We start from the raw sequence: 21384 nt of genomic DNA, 5'->3' as shown, positions 1-21384 counted from the left end.
TTCATTCGTAAAGTTACATTATATATAATTTCTTCTTGTATATAAAATTCATTGCTCACAAAAAAAACTACCGAGAGAAAATCTCTCGGTAGTTTCACTGTATTAACGATATAAACGAACAGCACCTGCAGAATTATCATCAGCTTGTCCTACTACTTCAAACTTCAGGCCAAGGTTCGGTAAAATACGTCCTGCATCTGGAATCTGTTGATTAATATACGTTTTCGAATCATCAAACTTCGGTACACCTGCTAAGCCATTATACGTATACGTTCCGCGCGTTGGAGATACAACTTTCCATGCTGGCGTTTTATCAAATGAGAACGCCGCATCAGCGATTTGGAATCGTGTACTACTGTCAATTGTCGGTTTACCATTTAAAGTTCCTACAATTGCTTCTGGATGAGAGTCAACTACACCAAGGAAACCATGTCCTGGATGTAAACCAACCCAGTTATCTGTGTAAGCTGAGTCTGCATACCATACAACCATACCAGAGTTATATTCTGGACCGCGAGCAAATTTCAATGCGCTATCTGACCCAGTATGATTTCTCCACTCTACATAGTAGTTATGTTTTTTCTTCTCAGTTCCGTTAGAAACTGCAAAACCATCTAATTTAAATTGTGGTGTACCTTCTGCATCATCAGAGAATACTACTTTACCATCTACTGTTAATGAAGCATTATCAAGTAGGAAACCATTTAATGCTAAACCACCATCTGTAATGTACTCAAATGTTAATTTTACTTTCTTACCTTTGAATTGGCTTAAATCATATGATTTATCAACCCATTTTCCATTTGTCGAATCTGCATTTCCACTATTTGCTTTCTCACCAAGTTTTTCAATTAGCGTTTTTTGCCCATCTTCTGTTACAGCATGTACTTCAAGGAAATCATACTCTGCTTCAATTTCATATAACGATTTGAAATCAAATTTCGCATTCGTTGCATTCGTTAAATCGAACAGCGGTGTTTCTAACGTTGTATGAAGATTGTCACCTTTTGTGCTGTAGTAATACTGCTTACCAAATGCTGGAGCAATCGTTTTTATATCTTTATCAGGTAAGTTTACACGAATCATACCTGGACGGTTCGTTTTCGTAACACTTTGGTCTAAATATGTTGCTAGACCGATACCTTTATTTAATTTCTCGTAATCTACTTCTACGATATTCGCCCAGTTACCACCAATTGTTTTTTGGAAAAACTCTTTATTTTGTGGTGAGAAACTCGTTGGCGTTGTTCCTGCAATCTTACCAGCCCAGCTTCCGCCACTCATAACAGACCAAGCTTGAATTGGCTCACCATGACCAGTATAGTCTGTATCATACTCATCTGGAAGGCCTAAATCATGACCATATTCATGCGCGAATACACCAACTGCGCCATCTTCTGGCTCAATTGTGTAATCGAATGCCGCTATCTTTCCGCCCCAATATGGAACTTTCGCTTGTGTACCTTCAATTGGGAATGGTTTTGGTCCAACTGTCCAGCGATGTGACCAAATTGCATCGTCACCTAATTTACCACCGCCCGCTTCTTGTCCAACACCTGCATGAATAATCATTAAGTGATCAATTAAACCGTCCGGTTGCTTTTGATTTCCATCACCATTTACATCGTATTGATCGAACTGATCAAACTCAGATAAATCAATACCGCTATCTACAGCTGCTTTTAATGCATCTTTTACTAAATCACGTGGTCCTTTTGGTCCTTTATTATCATGACCTGTAGCAGCATCCGCACCGTAATCAGCAGCTTTACCAGGAACTGTTAACCATTTTGTAACTGTTCCGTCTACTGTATAACTACCGCCAGATTGCTCTTCATAATATTGTTTAAACGTTTCGATTTTGCTTCCATCCTCTAATGCGAATGGCTCATCACCGAATAACATTTTTTCATAATGTTCTTTGTTAAAGTCTTCCGAATACATATAGCCAGGCTCTTTATCGATATTGTTATGTTTAAAATCAGCGTACTCTACAAGTAAAACGAGTACTTTATCTTTACGAACATCACCATTGTACGCTTTTTCCTTTGCTGGAGATGTTGGTACTTTACCATTTAGACCGCCCCTAACTGGGCCTGTCGCTGCAGATGTTCCTGTTGCAGGTTTGTCTAACTTTTCTTTCGTATCTGCTTTTGCATCTTTCACTTTCTTTAAAAAGTCAGATGCCTCTTTCGTAAGTGGGTCCCCATTTGTTACTTCTTTCCCCGGATTTTCACCCTTTTTGTTCTCTACGTATTTTTCGACAGCTTTCTTTGTTTCTTTCTCTGAAGCCTTCGAATCAATTACCCCACGTTTTTTTAGCGCATCTGCTAAACGTTCTTCCGGAATTAAATGATCATCAACTGGGCTCGTAGCTGTCTTATTCACAGGCGTTTCAGCATATGCAGACTGGCCACCTGCTCCGAATGAAAGACCTAATACAGCTGTCAAAGCGATTGATGATAAAACTTTGAACGGTTTCTTGTTCATCCCTTATTTCCTCCCCTAATAAATAATATGTATTACAAATTGAATTTTATTAAAAATTCAATATTTTTTCAATATTTAGTCATATTATGTAATGTTTTTAATATATTTGTAAAAATTTCAAAGTTAGCATACGAATATATCACAATTCAACAATGTTTTCTGAAAATATTGAAAATATTTGTCAGAAACTTTATAATCGCCATAGAGGGAATTTAATGGGGATTTTATCTTTGTTTTATCTACAAAATATTTGATAATTCACTACATAAATACAAAATTCGATTGCATTATCAAGCATTCTGTAGCAGCAGTTATGACCGATAATTAGGGAGGAATTACATTTGTACAAAGATAAGACTGACGCACTGGATCAAGAATGGATTGATTTAATACTTGAAGCTCTCGACTCTGGTATCGCTCTGCAAGATATCGAACATTTTTTCCAACGTATGAAGTCATCCAGTCAGGCTCAATAGGTTTGTTCTTTTTAACGAAGTTTATGTTATAATAATGGCATCATAAGACGACGACATATTGATAGAAAGGTGCGCAAATATGATTGGAGAACGTATAAAACGCCTGCGCTTACAAAAAGGTATTTCATTAACTGAACTTGCCGAAAAAGCCGGTGTTGCTAAATCTTACATTAGTTCTATAGAACGAAATTTACAAAAAAACCCTTCCATTCAGTTTCTTGAAAAAATCGCAGCAGTTCTACAAATTCCAGTTGATAGTTTACTTCATGATGAAACAACAAAGGAAAATCACTTAGACTCCGAATGGACACAACTCGTTAAAGATGCAATGAGCTCAGGTGTCTCCAAAGAACAATTTCGTGAATTTCTTGAATTTACAAAATGGAAGCAAGATCAAAAATAATAAATAGAAAGAAGTGCTTACGACCAGCACTTCTTTTTTCTTTATAAAAAAAGCGGGGATTCCCCGCTTTTTGATTTATTCTTTTGCTTCGCCTTCTCCTTGGTGAGCATTAAATGTCCATTCTAAGCTCAATGAATCACCTTGGAATTTATTTTGATCACCTTTATCTTCGAATTCAAATTCTACCCATAAGTAATCGTCAGTACCAGCTGCTAAACCACCATTTTCTCCCCATTCAGGAGCAAAGATTGCTTTAGCTAAAACATCTGGATTTTCTTTTTGTAAATCAGCTAATGTTGTTTCGTATACAGGCTCACTTTGTTTATCCCAATTCCAAATGAAGTTCACCTTAATGTGCTTACCAAAGTCTTCACCAGCGTTATCATTTTTTAAATCACTCACAGTATACTTTGTCGCTAATTGTACGTCTTTAATTGCTAACGAACCGCTATTCTTTAATAAGAACTCTTTCTTTACTTTATCCCCTGGTTTTAAATCTTTAATATCTACAAGCGTTTTAGGGTCTAATGTAAGATCTAACGTCCCAGCTGCAAATGTATTATTTGATACTTCTTTATCGCTAAAGTATGCAAATGTTCCTCCACCAATTAAAGATAACCCCAGTGCCGCTGATGCAACTCCCATACCTAATTTCTTTTTCAGACTCACAATCAATTCCCCCTAGCTGTTTTTTATATTTTTACCCCTATAATTTTTCAATAAGGGACATAAAGAAAACTATATTAGCTTCGCTAACATTCGTTCTCTTTTAAAAACCTTAAGTTCATTATAACGAACAAAACTATATAAGTACAACAATTTTTTATTAGTATTTTCAGTTATTTTCATTTCTCAATATTATTCTGAAATTTCTAAAAAATATTGAGAAATAAAAAAACGATAACTAATACTTAAACTAATTATTATCCTTCACTACCATGCCGCCAACTAGTTTTCTCGTATCCGCTTTTTGGCGTGTATTGTTAAACGAAAGAGGACACGCCGGATAAGCGAGTTGCAATAATGCTCTTCTCTCACCTATTCGGCTTTATAACCTCTATTCAATCTGAAATGTTGCTGTATTTTACTTGCTATCTTTATTTTTCTGTTCTTCTTGTTTCTTCTTCTCTTCCAGCTTTCTCGCTTCTTCTTGCTTCTTCTCTTCTAGCTTTTTCGCTTCCTCTTGTTTCTTCTCTTCTAGCTTTCTCGCTTCTTCTTGTTTCTTCTCTTCTAGCTTTTTCGCTTCTTCTTGCTTCTTCTCTTCTAGCTTTTTCGCTTCTTCTTGCTTCTTGCTCTCTTCTAGTTTTTTCGCTTCCTCTTGTTTCTTGCTCTCTTCTAGTTTTTTCTGTTCCTCTTGTTTCTTACTCTCTTCTAGTTTTGTTGTTTCATCTACTAGTAACTTCTCAAAATCTTGAATTTGTTTATCAATCACTTGTAAATTAACTTCTTTGTCAACATACTCACAGTTTTCTTTCACTATATGATAACCAGCATTCACATACGAGAATACTTGCTTATTCGTTTCATTTTTATTTCCTTTTAACTCTTCTTGTACTTGATTAAACGGACCTTCTATTGATACATATACTTTTTGTAACAATTCTCTCTCAGCAACTATTTTCTCCCGCCCTTGCTTCCACGTAACAAGCGTCTGTTCTAACTCTTGAGTGGAAGTAACAGTTACTTTTGATTTCATTCCTTCATACTCATGCAAAATAACTTCCTTATGTTTCTTAGCTTGTTCTTTTAATTGATCAACTGTTTTTGGAAAAATACTTGCTGTAGAAATAGTGCCCTCTACTTTCGTTTCATGAATGAAAGCTGCTTCTGTATAAGTCATCATTTGAGAGCCTAAATAAAAAGTAATAGAACACAAACATGGCAATATAAGCATCTTTTTGAATTTACGAGGTTGCTTCAGCATTTTAATCTCTCCTATCGAACAACTTGTTCTTTATCAAGAACTATACCTTTATTATAATAAAGTGAATTATAAAATGATATAAGAAATTATCTTTCTTTTTACATTTCCCTTTTAAAAGAAAAGGAGACTATCATTTTTTGATAGTCTCTTTTTCTTGTCATTATTGCTTATTTTCACCTTCGCCTTGCTGTGCTTCAAATGTCCAATTTAATTGAAGTTTATCGCCCTGGAATTCGTTTTGTTCTTTCTTTGTATCATTAACAAACTCGAATTTCACTTTGAACTTATCAGACTTACCTGCCGAAATACCCTTTTCATCCCAGAACCAAGCAGATAAATCGTTATTTACCGCAGTAAGTGTGTCACCCTTCAATTTATCTAGCGTCGTTTCTTTTACGACTGTTTCATGCTTGTCTACATTTTTTAAGAATGTTACTTTAATATGTTTACCAAAATCATCTTTATTATCTTTCTTCACATCTTCTACATTGTAATCTGTTTTTAGTAGCACTTTTTTAATATCTAATGTACCTTTATTCTCTAATTTAAATTCTTTTTCAATCGTATCACCTGGTTTTAAATTATCTACTTTCACAATTGTTGATGGGTTCAGTGCTAAATCAAGTGTCCCAGATGCAAATGTATTGTTTGACACTTCTTTATCGCTAAAGTACGCAAATGTTCCTCCACCAACTAATGCTGCTCCTAATACTGCTGATGCGATACCCATCCCTAATTTTTTCTTTAAAGTCATGTCCATATCCCCTTAATTTATATATTTGTCAACTTCCTAAACGGAAAGTATAACCAAATGAACTAGACGGATTGTTCTACTTTTTTCTCTTTCTTTTCTCCGTCGATGCTACGGATTGCACTAAAAATAGAAATCGCGGAATAGCCTAGTAAAAAGACTCCTGGAATAATAAGAAGTAAAGCAGCTCCAGCTTTTGAATTCGCATAATTTAATGCATACCCTGCATAAGGAACTGTAATATCCGCATATTTTCCAATTACATTCTCCGCAAGTACTGGTTCTAAATCAGCACCGTTGTTGTTATCCCCTTTTGTTTCATACATTACTTTTCCATTTGTATCTTTCACACCGATAATACGGTGAGTGATAATTTTTTCATCTTTCTCTTTAAAGGTAATAACATCACCTTTTTGATATTTAGAACCATCTTTCGTCGGCTCTATCGCAATGATTGATCCTGTTAAAAATGTCGGTTCCATCGATCCTGAAAGAACGCTCTTAAATTGATATCCCATCACCGTTGGATCACCACCACTTGCTTTTGAAGAAATAACTACAAAAGCTAAACAAACCATTAATGCAAATAAAACAAATGAGATAACGTTGCTAATCACCTTCCAAATTAATTTCATCGTTTCTCTCCCTCTCCGTTGTTTTATATTATTTGAAGTATGCAATATCCACCTTCGTTCTTTAACAAGAACACAACTAAATAATATAACGAACAAAATGGAAATGCAATAAGAAAATTTACAATTATTAGTTATTTAAAATATAAAAAAAGACTGTGACAAAGTCTCTTCACAGCCTTTTAACTAATAATTTATTTTTCTTCTGATTTCATTCCTGTTGTATTTCGGCGTAACACTACAAATAAAATGGCTCCAAATAATACAGCGGCACCTATCCTAATGCTTATTATTTTCACATTTGATTCCTTTACTTCAGGTGTAGCCATTTCTTTTTTAGGCATCACAAAAGTAACATCTTCTTTTGAAAGAACATTTACCGTCGCAATTGTTTGATTATTTTTCGTAATATCAACTGCCCCAACTACCTCACCACGATGAATTCCTTTATGATATAAAGAATCTTTATCTAATGAAGCCGCACGGAAAATCGTCCTTACGTTTTTCCCTTCATCTTTCTTAAGCATAAGTTCTGCACTTTGCTCAAGTTCGCTATCAATATCTTTATTTAAATATGTTGTCTTTTGATGCCAACTATGTTTATCTAGTACTGTTTGCTTCACAAATTGACCGAAAGAATAGTCCGCCATCTGCTTCAAATCTTCATAAATTTCAGGTCTTTGAGAAGCCATTACTACATTTATAATACGATTTCCATCCTTCTCATTTAATAAAACGAGTGTATTGCGCGCTTCATTTGTAAAACCCGTCTTACCACCAATGCTATATGGATTTTCAAAATAAGTAGACTTGTTAAAAATAGACACCGTCTGCCTAGATGTCGTAACTGTCGTTCTTTTCGTATTCATTGCTTGCAAAATTTCTGGATACTTTTGTACCCCTCTCGTAATCATAGCCATATCAAATGGCGTAGTATAATGATTCGGATCATGCAATCCATTTGGCGTGACAAAGTGACTATCTGTTGCACCTAATTGCTTCGCTCTCTCATTCATCATATGAGCAAAATTCTCAACACTTCCGCCAATACGCTCCGCAATCGCATACGACACATCATTCGCACTCAGCACCATTAAAATCATAAGCGCAGTATTTCTATTAATCGTCTCACCAGGTTGAAACTCAATTTGATAATTACTCTTCTCTTGATCTAATGCTAATTGCGAAAACGTAAATTGATCCTCTGGCTTTGTATGCTCCATAAGTAAAATTGCTGTTAAAACTTTCGTCATACTAGCCGGAAATGCACGATGATGTGCGTTTTTGTCATACAAAACATCTCCCGTTTTCGCATCAATCGTAGTTGCAAACTGACTAAAAACATTTGGCCCTTCCTTAGGTGGTGGTGCCACTTGTTCTGGATTCACTCCAATATTCGTCTCAGCACGTAACGTCATAGGTGTCAAAAAAAATAAACAAATAACGGTAATAAAAGCCAAAATTTTCTTAAAATTTACCATATGACTCTCCCTTTTCACTATACTCTCACAGCTTAAAAACTGAATCCGCCAATTCATATGTAATTTGTATTAAATTGGAAGAACATTTACTGTTTTTTACTATATCATACTTTTACGATAAAGAACATGAATATACAATAAAAAATAAGAAGGAATTATTCTTTCTTATCCTTCTCATCAATCAATGAATCTATTAAATTTTGACTAGCTTCCTCGGGTGTAATCTCATCTGTCATCCCCATAAACGACCAACCTTTAGAATCGACCCACTCAACAAACTCTTGTAAAAACTCATCATGTGTAACATCCACATCAAGAATCGAGCCATTAATCGAAATCGTTCTATTTCTAGATACACGCATCTTGAACGTTTTCCTTACCATTACGATAATTCTCCCTTTACTTTTGAATATTTATAAAATAATCTTGTATCTCTGTTATACATGATTTTAAGTAAATTGTAAAAAGGATATATTGGCCAATTTAAATATTGAAAATGGAAGCCTCTTATCCTACATACCTCTCGTTCCATATACAAATGGTCATAGTATTCAACAATTAAACCATTTAGATGAATAAGAAATCATGGTTTTTTGGAAGATATCATGTAAAATAGTATAATTTGAATAAGAGAACTAAGGCAGCCCCATTTAGCTGGACTTTTACGTTGTAAACTTAGAGACCGATGCGGAAATTACTATTTAGTTCCTATTTCTATACATAATATTGCTGGAAAGAAGGTAGTACGGTGAAAACAACAGAAAATTTTACTGACAAGGCCGATATATATGCGAAATATCGACCTAGTTATCCCGATGAATATATTGAGTATTTGCTCTCAGCTAACGAACTAAATGAGAATCAGATTGTGGCCGATATTGGTTCAGGTACGGGGATATTTAGCCGACAGCTACTTGAAAGTGGTTTACATGTTATTGGAGTTGAGCCAAATGATGACATGAGAAAAATGGCAGAACAATCGTTAAGCCAATATTCTCGTTTTCAATCCATAAAAGCAACTGCCGAAAATACCACTTTAAAAGAAAATAGTGTAGATTTAGTAACTGTTGCTCAAGCATTTCATTGGTTTGATAAAGAAGCTTTCAAAATCGAATGCCAACGAATTTTGAAACAAAAGGCAAATGTTGCTCTTGTTTGGAATAGTAGAGATGGAACTAGTCCGATTATTAAAGAGAATGCAGAAATTTGCCAGAAAACCTGCCCGAACTTCAAAGGATTTAGCGGTGGAATCGAGGAAACGCCAGAAATGTTTAACAGCTTTTTTAAAGATGGAAAGTATGAGTTTAAAGAATATCAAAATGATTTACTTTTTGACTATGAAGGTTTTTTAGGAAGAAATTTATCAGCATCCTATGCTCCAAAAAAAACTGACACAGAGTATAAAAACTTTATTTTCCTGCTATCAGAGTTATTCGAAAAATACAGTAAGAATGGAAAAATTCTTCTCCCAAACTTAACGCGAAGTTATTTGGGCAATGTGTAAACGCCGGACATATAATTAACCCTCACCAATCGGGCATGATCATTGAATAAACCTTAGCTTTATTGGTATATGTTGAGTACAATGCAGTACACTATATTGAAAATTAAGCAAGCATACTCCCGGTCTGGAATTAGGACGGGGGTATGCTTGTTTCGTGTGATGAAATGTAATAGCTTTATTATCTTTTTATAAAAAACTCACATTTCATCACACGAAATACACTTGACTTTAGTACAATAAAATGGGATTTATTAGAAAATACCTAAAACCGAGGAGGAACTTCATGGCGCGTTGTACGTATTGTAAAACGAAATGGAAAGTAAAAGACGTATGGTCGATACTCGTGACATTTGAAAAAGATTGTCCCTATTGTTTCGGAAGGCAATACCTATCAAAGAAAACAATAAACGCTATGCCAGAACTTATAAGCCTACCTTTACACTTCGTATTTCCTTTTCTTGTTGATTTGAGTGATGAAGATCCTTTGGATTGGTATCGAAAAAAATAATATAACCGCTTTATTCGAATCCACCTTTAATTAAACTTTCTACTTATATATTCCTTAATACACTACTAACTTGATTCCAAATTCTTCCCTTTCAAAAGATTACTATAAAAATATTGTAAAATTTCAGTTAATTATATATAATTGCTTTAACATAATGAGTAAAGATGCTATTACATAAGCATTTTTGAAGATCCCGTAGCTCAGCAGGGAGAGCGCCACCTTGACAGGGTGGAGGTCGTGAGTTCGAGCCTCTCCGGGGTCATAAAACCTAATAGTATCAAGGATTGAGAGGGTATTCTCACAAGCTAAAACTGTGGAGGCCTCCATCAGACACCACAAGTTAACAGAGGACTACTTCTAGTCAGCAAACCAACTGGCCCAGGGGAGTCCTCTTTTTGTTTCCATAAAGCTGAGAAAGGACTGAAAAGAAAATGCTACTTAAGTTTGTATAGTAATTAAAATTATAGTTTTTACACTCGTTTAAATCAGTGAGATAACTCTTAAGACTACTGTTTCTTTAACTCAGATCCCTATCCCCCTCAGGTATCCTAATTTAACGATACTCTACTTAATAATTCTATACAAAAATAAAGCAAGGATTTCTCCCTGCTTCTGTTAATTTCTTTCATTGAGAAGATTAGCTACCAATATTTTCATCTGTCATTCTATACAATTTATATCTATTTGGCCCTCTTCTTTTTCCGATTTCTAAATATTACCTCTAACACTACTACTGCGATGAATCCTACAGTTAATTGTAAACCTGTAAACAAAAGTTTAACATTTAGAGGGATATCAGGTGCACTCCACAGTAACGCTGGAGGAATAATAATACCAATGATTACAATAATTCTCATTATCTTCCCCCATTTTGTTTCTCCTATCATATCTTTAAGATTTACGTTTTTTTTACAATTCTACTAATTTCTCACGTAGAACTAATTCACTCTCAGTCATATACCCTCTATGCATTTCTTCCACAACCTTATCGTGGTTAAAGCATAATACTTTTTCCTCACCCAAATAGCCAACTGGGTAAGGAACACCTATATAATCGAACTCACGCTTATCCGCTGAAGTAACCATTCTTCCAATAATCATCACAAATTGTTCTATATCTTCTAGCTTCACAACTGTTCCAATCGGTAAAAGTTTCATTTATTTATTCCCCCTTTTTTTATTGACTTTTTCCATAAGATTTATAACAAATGAGTTCCACACTAGAGAAAATCCAGTAAATATAAGAACAGCCAGCGAAATAACAATTTTATCTTTCCACGTTTCTCCATTTATCATAGCTAGTGTAATTAATAGTACTGCTGCAATACATATTACTATTTGTGTGACTCTACGCATTTTAACCCCATCCTCACTCTTCCTTCTTAAATTTAAATGAGAATCCTCCACCATAACCATTAGGTGCTGTTGCGGAAAATCCTGATTCTTCACCTGCACGGATTTTATAACCATATCCACCCAGTATGATTTCACCTTTAACATCTATATCATAGTCACCTAATACAGGGATATAATCAGGTATCTTAATCTTCGTAATTTCCGCTTCGTATACTTGCAAAGCTATCATGTTTTCACTTTTAAAAGAAAATCCCTCAATCCCCTGTACATAAGAAGCTACTCCTTGTTTGCTAGTAAGAGTTAATTCCTCCCCAAAACCTTTAGAAGAATTATATTTATAGGCTATAGTCTCTTCTGCAACAGCGCCTTCTATTTTTACCCCTATAATATTTCGTTGTAAAACATCTTCTTTAGCAGCCTCAACCGTATATGGTATGTTGAATTCTGCTGAACCGTTTAATGCTTTAAAGGTAAAGTTTGCATTATCAAATAACTCATGTTCGGCATTCATCACAGTTCCACTACCTTTAAGTGACACTCTACCATCACCAAAATTCGCGTCCATACTACCTTTTAAATATTCTACATTTTTTTGGGACTTCGCCTTCGCAATCATATAATTCATTTGATCTGCTTCACGGAATTTCTTAGCAGAATGTTTGAGTTCTTCTGAAATTTTATCCAATAGATTATTAACTTCAAAAATCTTTGGTTTAGCTTCATTAAACATTTGATAGAAATTCTGACTGGTTGCACCTGTCCACTGAGACGCTATGTACTCTGTTTGATTATAAAGATCTTTGTGCATATTGTCTAAAGTTTGTTTAACATCTTGTACCAACTTAGCTGACTGATCCAAACGTTCTGGAGTAATTTTTATTAAACCCATAGGCCCTTCCCCTTTTAAATATTTATATAGAATATTTTACCACAATAGAATTGTTGCAACTATGAATATTTTATATAATCTTAAAACTCCAAAGACTTCTTCTCCTCAGGGTTACCCTTATGGCACTTGAAATTATAACTTATGCATTCGTGCTAACTCTGTAATATTATCTAGTCCGATTATATGAAATTATTTCTACTATCGGATACGCAGACCTACCCCTAGCCTTATCTTTCTAGGTAAAACTAAAGAGGTAGCTTTGAATTGCTACCTCACGAGACACAACCATCCAGTGTGATCTGTTGGAGGAATCTCAATTCAGCATCTTCCTCTACCCTACCTGCTCGGTATTCTATCTCACTTACCTCAGTAACATTAATCCCCTCGAGGTAGACTAACTTATCAAACAGATTACTAAATATGTGTAACACATCGTTTTGAACTTGCTGGATATCTTCCTCAGGTGTTACTTTTCTATATTGTGCCTGTTTATACACTTCTCCCTCAGGTTTAAACTTATAAGCAACAGCTACTTTAATATATTTGTTCATATTAGTTTTCTCTCTTTTATATTCCAGCTCACTAACCTCCTTAATAGTTACATCTAGCACTTTGCCCCCTGAGGTGTACTTACCAACTGTTTCCTGTATAGTATCTCTATGGAACGGAGCTACAACAACTTTCATCCCTTATCATCTACTATAATCATGAAAGATTGTTGATGGAGATCCTGAGTTCGAGCCTCTCCAGGGTCATAAAAAAAGAGAAACCATATCAACCTTCTACGTGATATGGTTTCTCTTTTTTTATCTAAGTCAATTACTTCCCATCAAACATCTTCTTCAACGACTTCGCATTAGCAAACAATACTTCTTTCAAGTTATCATCAGCAACGATTTTATAGTCACCATCTTTATCTTTCTTTAAGTTCAATGTAACTTCGCGGGTTGCCATTGCTGCATCTTTATCTGCTAAGTTTTTGACGATAGTTGATGTCATTGTTTTTTCAATTGCTTTTTCAGATTGTTCTTTGTCTTCGCTAAAGGCACTAGCGAAGGCCATTGGCATCACTTCTCCCACTGCTTTTGTTACAGCAACGGATAGATCAGGAGATGTAATTTTCACTTTCACTTCTGCTTTGTCATCTTTTTTCGATACTTCTTCTGGCTTTTCAAATTTAAAGTTTTTCGTAATTGCACTTAGCATTGCTTTTGCCTCAGCATCATCTGTTTTTTCATTCAGTTTATTAAATTCCTTGTCACTCTCAACAAATGTACGAGCCTTTTCTACATCACCTTTTTGTATGGCTGTTAAAAATTCTTCTGTCGTATCTTTTGGATTTGCACATCCTGCTAAAACACCTACTGTTAATCCTACTACCATCATTAACAGCAATAATTTCTGTATCTTTTTCACGTTTATTCTCCTCTTATCTTTTCTAGTAAGTCACCATTATATAATAGTATGAAACTGACATTACAAACATTTTTTAGTATAGCATTTATATGATTCAGTTTCTATTCATTCCCAAAAGATAAAGAGCCTTGTAGTATTCCTACAAGGTCCCTCTTCTATCAATCCGTATCCGTAGCACAAACTAACCACATTTTCTGCTCCTTACTATCTAACACCATCCAAGTAACATCCCACGCAACATCGTAAAACCAATCTATCCAAGGGCGATGACTTCCGAACACTTTAATATCTTCGTATCGATCTTGGAACATATATTGGCATACATTGACTGCTAATTGCTTTGCAATAACTGGTCGTTCCTTAAATTCTTCATATGCTCCGCCCCACAAAATTTGAGCGGCAATGCTACCATCAAGTATGACTGCCGGATGTTCTTTAAAATGAAACTTATATTTTTCTGATGTATGTATTTTTAACTCTTCTAAGTTATTGATTATGTCTAAAGAGTTAAAGATTCTTCTAAAGAAGTGTTCGTGTCCCTCTTTCGAATGTGGTATTTCTTTGAAAAAATTTTCGTTATACACTTTGAAACAGCTTATTATTGCGCCACCATTTACGTTTTGTTCCTTAAACGTGTTTATAAGTTGCTCAATAGATGAGTCATTCGTTTTTATTTTTTCAAACGTTCCCTCTTTCCATCTCATAACGCCCACTACTCTCTATTAAAAATTTGTTCCTTCATTATAAATAGCCAAATAAAAACCAGCAACTTTAAGGTTGCTGGCCTATCTCTTATTCAGATTCGAAACAACAATAACAATTGCTCCAAGTACATAATGCCCCGCTACCATCCACATACTCCGATCAAAGATCATAAGCGATAACCAAAGCGATAGATTAATAGCAGCAAATACTACATATAAAATGAAGTCTCTCTTTTGTAGCGCTTCTCTATTCATCAAAATATAAATTGCACCGATTGGTGGAAGGATGAAGCAAAGGAAAAAAACAAACATTTTTCTTAACGACCATGGATATGAAGTTACTGTCTGCATATGAGTCTCCTTTTCACTTTATAGTACATGTAACATCGGCCTTACTACTCTATATTCATCACTATAAGGCTCCTTTATGATTAAAGGTGAGTGAGGACCTTTTTCTTCTTCTATCATTGTGAATACTTCTGTTTTTTCTTGTAATGTGTTGGATTCACTATTTTTAGTAGGCTTTTTACTTGTTTTGATTTTCTTTGTTACTTCTCCGAGCCTTTGTCCAACTTTTTCAGCTTCGGCAGGTTCATTTGTAACGTAGTATTCTTGGCCCTCCCATACTAACATAGGTGGCACTGGTTCCCGTTTGTTACATATTATATAAGTAATACTAGCTATAAGTAGTAGGCATGTTAGTAAAAAGAAGATAGTTTTTTTATTCATATACTATGCTCCCTATCTATCATTTTATCAAATTATATAATATCAATTATATGTAGTAAAAGGATTTAGTGGGAATTTTCGGATTTTATAACAAAAAGAAAAACCTTACTCAAGTAAGGTTCATTCTATAGTGACTGATTTATTAAAACGATCATTACGATAATCGCTATAAACATAACAACTAAGCAGCCGATCATTTTATAAAAGCCTCGTTTCGTTAACGTCCCGCCTTGAACGTCTTTACGAATAAATAAGAATACGGCTAAAAATAATACAAGCCCAATGCCAAAAGCATACATCATTTGCATATGTTAATCTTCCTTTCTCTCTTCCATCTTAATATCTTTTTGCCAAAACAACAAACGAGATAAAGACGGTACTCATCGTGAGTGCCATAAGTATGTTCAGTAGTTCAACTGCAGATAGTGTAATAACATTTAAGTTTAATCCAATAGAGAAAAGAAGGTAATATGCTGTTAACGCAAAAAAGCTGAAGAACATGCCTTTATAACGAATAAGTTTCATCCGTTCATCTTTTTCTTTAAATTGCGGATGTAAGTAGCTTAAGCAAAAGCACATGATCATCATTGCAAGTACTGTATAAGTTGGAGCCGGCGGTGCGGACTGCGTCATTATACCTGTTAATATCATAAATCCACTCATGAATAGAAAAATAATTCCCATGATAACGAAATACTTTTGTGAATAATTCATCCCTATTCCTCCCCTTCTTTTCCTTCATAAATAAATACATGTTCTATCGTCGTCTGAAATGTTTTCGCGATTTCAAATGCTAACGGAAGTGATGGATCATATTTTCCTTTTTCAATTGAAATGATGGTTTGTCTGGAAACTCCAAGTTTCTCAGCCAATTTTTCTTGAGATAGTCCAAATTTTTTTCGGTATTCAACCATTTTATTTTCCAAGGAAATTTCTCCCTCCTCCCTTATACCGAGTATAAATGTAAAGCGAACTTTACGTCAAGCTTCCTTTACATTTATTTTGTTTATTTTTCTTTCTATTTATATAGAAGAAACTTTTTTCATTTTCAGCACGTCTATTTTGAAATGAAACGCGGAACACTGTAAATAATCGTTACTATATCTCTTCCTCTCTTTTTTTAAAATTTAATATCTTCATATTTGTTTTATCCTTTTAAAATATTTCATTTATCTCTTTATTCCACGAAACCTGTTACTCGTTTTACGGTGTTTTTCAGCATATTTATAGAAACTAACTGTTTATGAAGCATTTTTTATGTTTAGCAACTTTTTTTGTAGAAATCCTTCACTTTCCTTTCAATATTTAACACTATCTAAATAAAGTTTACGCTAAATTCATAATTTTTTATTTTTTATACTATATTCCGTTATATTGTTGTATAATATCAATGAAAGCGCTTATTATTTCAATATACATAATTCGAACTTATTTTTATCGAAACATTCTAACTATTATACTTATATTTACATGCAATAATTTTAGCTATTCGTATAGGTATACCAAATATATCCACCCCATTTTTCTGTAAAATTACTTTATAACATGAAAGATTAACTTGGGTGATAAGTTATTGTGAATGTTTTTTTACAAAACAGATAAGTAATAGTGTTTGGTATTATGTAAATTATTGTAATAACATAAGAGTAAAGAAAACATTTACATTGATTATTGATTCATCAATTATTGAAAAGAGCAAAATGCACCTTTTGTAAGGAAAAGGATTATATGCATTGGGAGGTTTAAACAAATGACGAGGAAGAATACAACGACAAACCCTTGGGCCAAGTTCCACGGTCCGAACCTTGGTTATGTGATTGAACAGTATGATCTTTACGTAACTGGAGCAGGTTCTGTTGATCCGGAATTACAAGAGCTTTTTGAAATTTTTGGAGCTCCTTCGTTTCAAGATGATGTCGTAACAGGGGACAACACAGCAACACATTTTTCTCCTCAAAACACAGGGAACATTGAAAAAATTCTTAAAGTCGTTCAACTTGTTGAACAGATTCGTTCTTTCGGGCATACGTTGGCTCACATCAACCCGATGGAAGATGCTGCAAATGGACAATCTCTTCTTGAGAAAGCAATGAACGAACTGAGCGATGCTGACTTGAAAGCGATTCCAGCAAAAACAGTATGGCAAGATGCACCAGAAGGTATTCACACTGCACTTGATGTAATTCATAGATTAAAAGAAGTGTATACACAATCTTTAGCTTATGAATTTTCTCATATACAAGATAGTGAAGAACGCGCGTGGTTGCATCAAATGGTGGAATCAAATTCATTGCGTCAACCACTATCAAATAAAAAACGAACTGCTCTTTTAAAACGTTTAACAGCTGTTGAAGGTTTCGAGCAATTCTTGCATAAAACATTCGTTGGGCAAAAACGTTTCTCTATCGAGGGCGTTGATATGCTTGTACCTGTTCTAGATGAAATTGTGCTAGAAGGTGCTAAGAGCGGCGTAGAAGATGTCATGATTGGTATGGCTCACCGCGGTCGCCTAAGCGTACTTGCACACGTATTAGAAAAACCATATAGTCACATGTTTGCTGAATTCAAACATGCAAAAATAGAAGGCGCAGTTGCAAATTCCGGCTGGACTGGCGATGTAAAATACCATTTAGGTAGAGAACAAGTCGTTAGTAATGAAGAAGTTAGCACTCGCGTTACATTAGCAAATAACCCAAGTCATCTTGAGTTCGTTAATCCTGTAGTGGAAGGTTTCGCACGTGCGGCTCAAGAAAATCGTAAAAAATCTGGTCTTCCAGAACAAGATACTTCAAAATCATTCGTAATTTTAGTTCATGGTGATGCTGCATTCCCTGGTCAAGGTATTGTATCTGAAACGTTGAACTTAAGCAGATTGAACGCGTATCAAACGGGCGGAACAATTCATGTTATCGCAAACAATGCAGTTGGTTTTACGACTGATAGCTATGATTCTCGTTCTACGAAATATTCAAGTGACCTTGCAAAAGGTTTCGATATTCCGATTGTTCATGTGAACGCTGATGATCCGGAAGCTTGTCTTGCAGCTGCTAACCTTGCGATTCAATATCGTACATTGTTCAAAAAAGATTTCTTAATCGATTTAATTGGTTACCGCCGCTACGGTCATAACGAAATGGATGACCCAGCAGTTACACAACCACAAGTGTACAAAAAGATTAAAAATCACCCAACTGTAAGAGCAATTTATGCAGATCAATTACAAGCTGCTGGTGTTCTAAATGCAGATGAGATTGAAACAATTACACAGTTTACGCAAGAACAATTAAAGTCTGACTATGCACAAGTACCACCAGCTGATACGAGCGATGCAACAATTCACGTTAAAGTACCAGATGTTGTTGCAAAAGGCATTCAGCCAATTGATACTGGTATTGATCTTGACTCACTTCGTGCAATTAATGAAGGTCTACTATCTTGGCCAGAAGGCTTTAACGTATATCCGAAAGTGAAGAAAATTCTTGAGCGCCGTAAAGATGCTCTTGAAGAGAACGGTAAAATTGAATGGGCACTTGCTGAGTCATTAGCATTCGCTTCTATTTTACAAGAAGGTACGCCAATTCGTTTAACTGGTCAAGATTCACAGCGTGGTACATTCGCGCACCGTCATATCGTATTACACGATACTGATACAAATGAAACATATTCACCATTACATCGCTTACCAAACATTAACGCTTCATTCTCTGTTCATAACAGTCCGTTATCAGAGGCTGCTGTTGTTGGTTACGAATATGGTTATAACGTATTCGCTCCAGAAACACTTGTTATGTGGGAAGCGCAATATGGTGACTTCTCAAATACTGCGCAAGCATTATTTGATCAATATGTTTCAGCTGGAAGAGCAAAATGGGGTCAGAAATCTGGTTTAGTTCTTCTATTACCACACGGTTATGAAGGTCAAGGACCAGAGCACTCTAGTGCACGTCCAGAGCGATTCTTACAGTTAGCTGCTGAGAATAACTGGACAGTTGCAAACTTAACGAGCGCGGCACAATACTTCCATATTTTACGTCGTCAAGCATCTATCTTAGGAACAGAAGCTGTTCGACCATTAGTACTGATGACGCCGAAGAGTTTATTACGTCACCCACTTACGCTTTCAACTGCTAGTCAGTTAAGCGAAGGACGTTTCCAGCCTGCTCTAGAACAAGAAAACCTTGGTACAAAACCGAACAAAGTAAAACGTCTTGTATTAAGCACAGGTAAAATGGCGATTGACTTAGCTGCAGAAATTGAGTCTGGTAAACATGAGTACAACTTAGATGAGGTTCATGTCGTTCGTATTGAACAGCTGTACCCATTCCCTGCTGAGAAAGTTCAATCTATTATTAAACGCTTTAAAAACTTAGAAGAAATTATTTGGGTTCAAGAAGAACCTCGTAATATGGGCGCATGGCATTACATGGCTCCAATTCTGTTCGAACTAGCTGGAGATAAAGTGAAAACAGGTTACATTGGACGCCCAGATCGCTCTAGCCCATCTGGTGGCGATCCATTCGCTCACAAAGCTGAGCAAGAGCTAATTGTTGCACATGCTTTAGATGTGAAGTATAACTTCCGTCAAGATAAACAAGAAATTGAAGTTTATAGCAACTAAAAAGTAACAACGAAGGTTTCTAGCTTGTTCCCTGGGCAGATATTCTGCCCAGGAGCAGGCTAACAAATGGAGATTACCGAAGACAAAAGAAGAAAAAACACACCGTTAGGCAAATAAGGGGAGGACATTTAAAATGATCGAAATTAAAGTACCTGAGCTTGCAGAATCTATTACTGAAGGAACTATCTCACAATGGCTTATCAACGTAGGCGACAAAGTTGAGAAAGGTGGCAGCGTTGTTGAGCTTGAAACTGATAAAGTCAATGTAGAAATCATTGCTGAAGATTCAGGTATTGTATCGAAATTACTAGGCGAGCCTGGGGATACAGTTGAAGTTGGCGCAACTATCGCAATTTTAGATGCAAACGGAGCACCAGTTGCAGTAAGTACACCTGCACCAGTGGCTGAGCAACCAAAACAAGAAACGGCTGAAGCACCGAAAGCTGCGGCACCAGCTGCTGAGCAAACTGCAACTTTACAAGGTTTACCAAATACGAATCGTCCTATCGCATCACCAGCTGCTAGAAAAATGGCTCGTGAATTAGGAATCGACTTAAACGACGTACGTAGCACAGATCCACTTGGACGTGTGAGACCACACGATGTACAAGCTCATGCTACAACACCAAAAGAAGCACCAGCTGCTCCAAAAAGTCCAGCTCCTGCTCCAGTTGCAAAAACGGAATTCGAAAAACCAGTTGAGCGCGTGAAAATGTCCCGCCGCCGTCAAACAATTGCAAAACGTCTTGTAGAAGTTCAACAAACATCTGCAATGTTAACAACATTTAACGAAGTTGATATGACTGCAATTATGGAATTACGTAAAGAGCGTAAAGACGCTTTCGAGAAAAAACATGATGTACGTCTTGGTTTCATGTCATTCTTCACAAAAGCAGTTGTTGCAGCATTAAAACAATTCCCATTATTAAATGCTGAAATTCAAGGCGACGAGCTTATCATTAAAAAATTCTATGATATCGGTATTGCAGTAGCAGCTCCAGATGGACTAGTTGTTCCAGTTGTACGCGATGCTAACCAATTAAACTTCGCTGAAATCGAAAGCGAAATTCGTAATTTAGGTATGAAAGCACGTGACAACAAACTTTCATTAAAAGAGTTACAAGGTGGTACATTTACAATTACAAACGGTGGTGTATTCGGTTCTCTAATGTCAACACCAATTCTAAACAGCCCACAAGTTGGTATTTTAGGAATGCACAAAATCCAAGTACGTCCAGTTGCAATTGATGCAGAACGTATGGAAAACCGTCCAATGATGTACATCGCTTTATCTTACGATCACCGTATCGTTGATGGTAAAGAAGCAGTTAGCTTCCTTGTTGCTGTTAAAGATATGCTTGAAGATCCAAAATCATTATTATTAGAAGGTTGATAGATTAATAATCTATTAAAGGCTGTAGAATGAATCATTCTACAGCCTTTTTTTATTGCATTCATACGGGACAAATTTCATAACATAAGCTAATAATGTATGCCTAAAAC

General features: G+C 35.5%; 25 protein-coding genes and 1 tRNA gene. 7 read left to right on the top strand and 19 right to left on the bottom strand.

The window, feature by feature from the left end:
• Positions 1–102: 102 nt before the first annotated feature.
• Positions 103–2490, bottom strand: coding sequence for a M6 family metalloprotease immune inhibitor InhA1 (gene inhA1, locus VF726_RS00865; protein WP_440165160.1), 2388 nt, complete (start codon positions 2488–2490; stop codon positions 103–105).
• A 341-nt stretch (positions 2491–2831) separates the two neighbouring features.
• Here inhA1 and VF726_RS00860 point away from each other — a divergent pair, with 341 nt between their 5' ends.
• Both VF726_RS00860 and VF726_RS00855 read left to right on the top strand, forming a co-directional pair.
• A complete protein-coding gene (locus VF726_RS00860) occupies positions 2832–2966 on the top strand; it encodes an anti-repressor SinI family protein (protein ID WP_048526766.1) in 135 nt (44 codons plus the stop codon).
• Between the two features lie 79 nt (positions 2967–3045).
• Complete coding sequence (locus VF726_RS00855) at positions 3046–3369, top strand: helix-turn-helix domain-containing protein (protein WP_440165157.1); 324 nt, start codon at positions 3046–3048, stop codon at positions 3367–3369.
• Between the two features lie 75 nt (positions 3370–3444).
• On the opposite strand, the gene calY is transcribed toward VF726_RS00855, so the two are convergent.
• The 6 genes from calY to VF726_RS00825 all read right to left on the bottom strand — a co-directional run bounded on the left by calY (position 3445) and on the right by VF726_RS00825 (position 8540).
• Positions 3445–4038, bottom strand: coding sequence for a biofilm matrix protein CalY (calY, locus tag VF726_RS00850; protein WP_440165155.1), 594 nt, complete (start codon positions 4036–4038; stop codon positions 3445–3447).
• Between the two features lie 415 nt (positions 4039–4453).
• Positions 4454–5293, bottom strand: a complete 840-nt coding sequence (locus VF726_RS00845) for a DUF4047 domain-containing protein (protein WP_440165153.1) — start codon at positions 5291–5293, stop codon at positions 4454–4456.
• Between the two features lie 160 nt (positions 5294–5453).
• Positions 5454–6047 carry a TasA family protein gene (locus VF726_RS00840; RefSeq protein WP_440165151.1) on the bottom strand — a complete coding sequence of 198 codons (594 nt, stop codon included), beginning with the start codon at positions 6045–6047 and terminating at the stop codon, positions 5454–5456.
• Positions 6048–6109: 62 nt separating this feature from the next.
• Positions 6110–6679 (bottom strand): signal peptidase I SipW, encoded by a 570-nt coding sequence (gene sipW / locus VF726_RS00835; RefSeq protein WP_048553859.1) that lies wholly within the window; start codon positions 6677–6679, stop codon positions 6110–6112.
• Between the two features lie 191 nt (positions 6680–6870).
• Positions 6871–8157, bottom strand: a complete 1287-nt coding sequence (locus VF726_RS00830) for a D-alanyl-D-alanine carboxypeptidase family protein (protein WP_440165149.1) — start codon at positions 8155–8157, stop codon at positions 6871–6873.
• 155 nt (positions 8158–8312) lie between these two features.
• The gene (locus VF726_RS00825) at positions 8313–8540 is read right to left on the bottom strand and encodes a hypothetical protein (protein WP_000251865.1); all 228 of its coding nucleotides are present in this window, start codon (positions 8538–8540) and stop codon (positions 8313–8315) included.
• A 365-nt stretch (positions 8541–8905) separates the two neighbouring features.
• Between VF726_RS00825 and VF726_RS00820 the strand changes: the two genes are divergently transcribed.
• The 3 genes from VF726_RS00820 to VF726_RS00810 all read left to right on the top strand — a co-directional run bounded on the left by VF726_RS00820 (position 8906) and on the right by VF726_RS00810 (position 10431).
• Entirely contained in the window at positions 8906–9661 is a 756-nt protein-coding gene (locus VF726_RS00820; protein ID WP_440165145.1) for a class I SAM-dependent methyltransferase, read from the top strand.
• Positions 9662–9944: 283 nt separating this feature from the next.
• The gene (locus VF726_RS00815; protein WP_440165143.1) at positions 9945–10169 is read left to right on the top strand and encodes a hypothetical protein; all 225 of its coding nucleotides are present in this window, start codon (positions 9945–9947) and stop codon (positions 10167–10169) included.
• 189 nt (positions 10170–10358) lie between these two features.
• Positions 10359–10431: transfer RNA gene (locus tag VF726_RS00810), tRNA-Val, on the top strand.
• A 418-nt stretch (positions 10432–10849) separates the two neighbouring features.
• On the opposite strand, the gene VF726_RS00805 is transcribed toward VF726_RS00810, so the two are convergent.
• The 12 genes from VF726_RS00805 to VF726_RS00750 form a co-directional block, all read right to left on the bottom strand.
• Positions 10850–11056 (bottom strand): hypothetical protein, encoded by a 207-nt coding sequence (locus tag VF726_RS00805; protein WP_440165141.1) that lies wholly within the window; start codon positions 11054–11056, stop codon positions 10850–10852.
• A gap of 22 nt (positions 11057–11078) precedes the next feature.
• Positions 11079–11327, bottom strand: coding sequence for a DUF4176 domain-containing protein (locus tag VF726_RS00800; RefSeq protein ID WP_440165139.1), 249 nt, complete (start codon positions 11325–11327; stop codon positions 11079–11081).
• Positions 11328–11525, bottom strand: a complete 198-nt coding sequence (locus VF726_RS00795) for a hypothetical protein (RefSeq protein WP_440165137.1) — start codon at positions 11523–11525, stop codon at positions 11328–11330.
• A 13-nt stretch (positions 11526–11538) separates the two neighbouring features.
• Complete coding sequence (locus VF726_RS00790; protein ID WP_078984907.1) at positions 11539–12414, bottom strand: WXG100 family type VII secretion target; 876 nt, start codon at positions 12412–12414, stop codon at positions 11539–11541.
• A 272-nt stretch (positions 12415–12686) separates the two neighbouring features.
• Positions 12687–13100, bottom strand: coding sequence for a hypothetical protein (locus VF726_RS00785; RefSeq protein WP_440165135.1), 414 nt, complete (start codon positions 13098–13100; stop codon positions 12687–12689).
• 133 nt (positions 13101–13233) lie between these two features.
• The gene (locus tag VF726_RS00780; protein ID WP_440165133.1) at positions 13234–13830 is read right to left on the bottom strand and encodes a hypothetical protein; all 597 of its coding nucleotides are present in this window, start codon (positions 13828–13830) and stop codon (positions 13234–13236) included.
• A gap of 158 nt (positions 13831–13988) precedes the next feature.
• Entirely contained in the window at positions 13989–14534 is a 546-nt protein-coding gene (locus tag VF726_RS00775) for a hypothetical protein (RefSeq protein ID WP_440165131.1), read from the bottom strand.
• Positions 14535–14615: 81 nt separating this feature from the next.
• A complete protein-coding gene (locus tag VF726_RS00770; protein WP_440165129.1) occupies positions 14616–14885 on the bottom strand; it encodes a hypothetical protein in 270 nt (89 codons plus the stop codon).
• Positions 14886–14903: 18 nt separating this feature from the next.
• Positions 14904–15263, bottom strand: a complete 360-nt coding sequence (locus VF726_RS00765; protein ID WP_440165127.1) for a hypothetical protein — start codon at positions 15261–15263, stop codon at positions 14904–14906.
• 125 nt (positions 15264–15388) lie between these two features.
• Positions 15389–15571 (bottom strand): DUF3976 domain-containing protein, encoded by a 183-nt coding sequence (locus tag VF726_RS00760; protein WP_001178300.1) that lies wholly within the window; start codon positions 15569–15571, stop codon positions 15389–15391.
• Between the two features lie 28 nt (positions 15572–15599).
• Positions 15600–15977, bottom strand: a complete 378-nt coding sequence (locus tag VF726_RS00755) for a permease (RefSeq protein WP_440165125.1) — start codon at positions 15975–15977, stop codon at positions 15600–15602.
• A 2-nt stretch (positions 15978–15979) separates the two neighbouring features.
• Positions 15980–16189 carry a helix-turn-helix transcriptional regulator gene (locus VF726_RS00750; protein ID WP_000428510.1) on the bottom strand — a complete coding sequence of 70 codons (210 nt, stop codon included), beginning with the start codon at positions 16187–16189 and terminating at the stop codon, positions 15980–15982.
• A gap of 824 nt (positions 16190–17013) precedes the next feature.
• Here VF726_RS00750 and odhA point away from each other — a divergent pair.
• Both odhA and odhB read left to right on the top strand, forming a co-directional pair.
• A complete protein-coding gene (gene odhA / locus VF726_RS00745) occupies positions 17014–19881 on the top strand; it encodes a 2-oxoglutarate dehydrogenase E1 component (protein ID WP_440165122.1) in 2868 nt (955 codons plus the stop codon).
• Positions 19882–20014: 133 nt separating this feature from the next.
• Positions 20015–21274: a 2-oxoglutarate dehydrogenase complex dihydrolipoyllysine-residue succinyltransferase gene (odhB, locus tag VF726_RS00740; protein WP_440165120.1), complete on the top strand. Its 1260-nt coding sequence runs from the start codon at positions 20015–20017 to the stop codon at positions 21272–21274.
• Positions 21275–21384: the final 110 nt, after the last annotated feature.

Source organism: Bacillus sp. Brlt_9 (genome assembly GCF_051948935.1).
Taxonomy (GTDB): Bacteria; Bacillota; Bacilli; order Bacillales; family Bacillaceae_G; genus Bacillus_A.
This window is presented reverse-complemented; position numbering and strand designations above follow the sequence as displayed.

Bases quoted from the DNA above. Each gene is read 5' to 3' on its own strand.
- VF726_RS00825 (WP_000251865.1), bottom strand. From the start codon at position 8,540: ATGGTAAGGAAAACGTTCAAGATGCGTGTATCTAGAAATAGAACGATT.
- VF726_RS00770 (WP_440165129.1), bottom strand. From the start codon at position 14,885: ATGCAGACAGTAACTTCATATCCATGGTCGTTAAGAAAAATGTTTGTT.
- VF726_RS00805 (WP_440165141.1), bottom strand. From the start codon at position 11,056: ATGATAGGAGAAACAAAATGGGGGAAGATAATGAGAATTATTGTAATC.
- sipW (WP_048553859.1), bottom strand. From the start codon at position 6,679: ATGAAATTAATTTGGAAGGTGATTAGCAACGTTATCTCATTTGTTTTA.
- VF726_RS00775 (WP_440165131.1), bottom strand. From the start codon at position 14,534: ATGAGATGGAAAGAGGGAACGTTTGAAAAAATAAAAACGAATGACTCA.
- VF726_RS00800 (WP_440165139.1), bottom strand. From the start codon at position 11,327: ATGAAACTTTTACCGATTGGAACAGTTGTGAAGCTAGAAGATATAGAA.
- VF726_RS00815 (WP_440165143.1), top strand. From the start codon at position 9,945: ATGGCGCGTTGTACGTATTGTAAAACGAAATGGAAAGTAAAAGACGTA.
- VF726_RS00790 (WP_078984907.1), bottom strand. From the start codon at position 12,414: ATGGGTTTAATAAAAATTACTCCAGAACGTTTGGATCAGTCAGCTAAG.
- VF726_RS00840 (WP_440165151.1), bottom strand. From the start codon at position 6,047: ATGACTTTAAAGAAAAAATTAGGGATGGGTATCGCATCAGCAGTATTA.
- VF726_RS00755 (WP_440165125.1), bottom strand. From the start codon at position 15,977: ATGAATTATTCACAAAAGTATTTCGTTATCATGGGAATTATTTTTCTA.
- VF726_RS00830 (WP_440165149.1), bottom strand. From the start codon at position 8,157: ATGGTAAATTTTAAGAAAATTTTGGCTTTTATTACCGTTATTTGTTTA.
- VF726_RS00795 (WP_440165137.1), bottom strand. From the start codon at position 11,525: ATGCGTAGAGTCACACAAATAGTAATATGTATTGCAGCAGTACTATTA.
- VF726_RS00760 (WP_001178300.1), bottom strand. From the start codon at position 15,571: ATGCAAATGATGTATGCTTTTGGCATTGGGCTTGTATTATTTTTAGCC.
- VF726_RS00855 (WP_440165157.1), top strand. From the start codon at position 3,046: ATGATTGGAGAACGTATAAAACGCCTGCGCTTACAAAAAGGTATTTCA.
- inhA1 (WP_440165160.1), bottom strand. From the start codon at position 2,490: ATGAACAAGAAACCGTTCAAAGTTTTATCATCAATCGCTTTGACAGCT.
- odhA (WP_440165122.1), top strand. From the start codon at position 17,014: ATGACGAGGAAGAATACAACGACAAACCCTTGGGCCAAGTTCCACGGT.
- VF726_RS00845 (WP_440165153.1), bottom strand. From the start codon at position 5,293: ATGCTGAAGCAACCTCGTAAATTCAAAAAGATGCTTATATTGCCATGT.
- VF726_RS00765 (WP_440165127.1), bottom strand. From the start codon at position 15,263: ATGAATAAAAAAACTATCTTCTTTTTACTAACATGCCTACTACTTATA.
- odhB (WP_440165120.1), top strand. From the start codon at position 20,015: ATGATCGAAATTAAAGTACCTGAGCTTGCAGAATCTATTACTGAAGGA.
- VF726_RS00785 (WP_440165135.1), bottom strand. From the start codon at position 13,100: ATGAAAGTTGTTGTAGCTCCGTTCCATAGAGATACTATACAGGAAACA.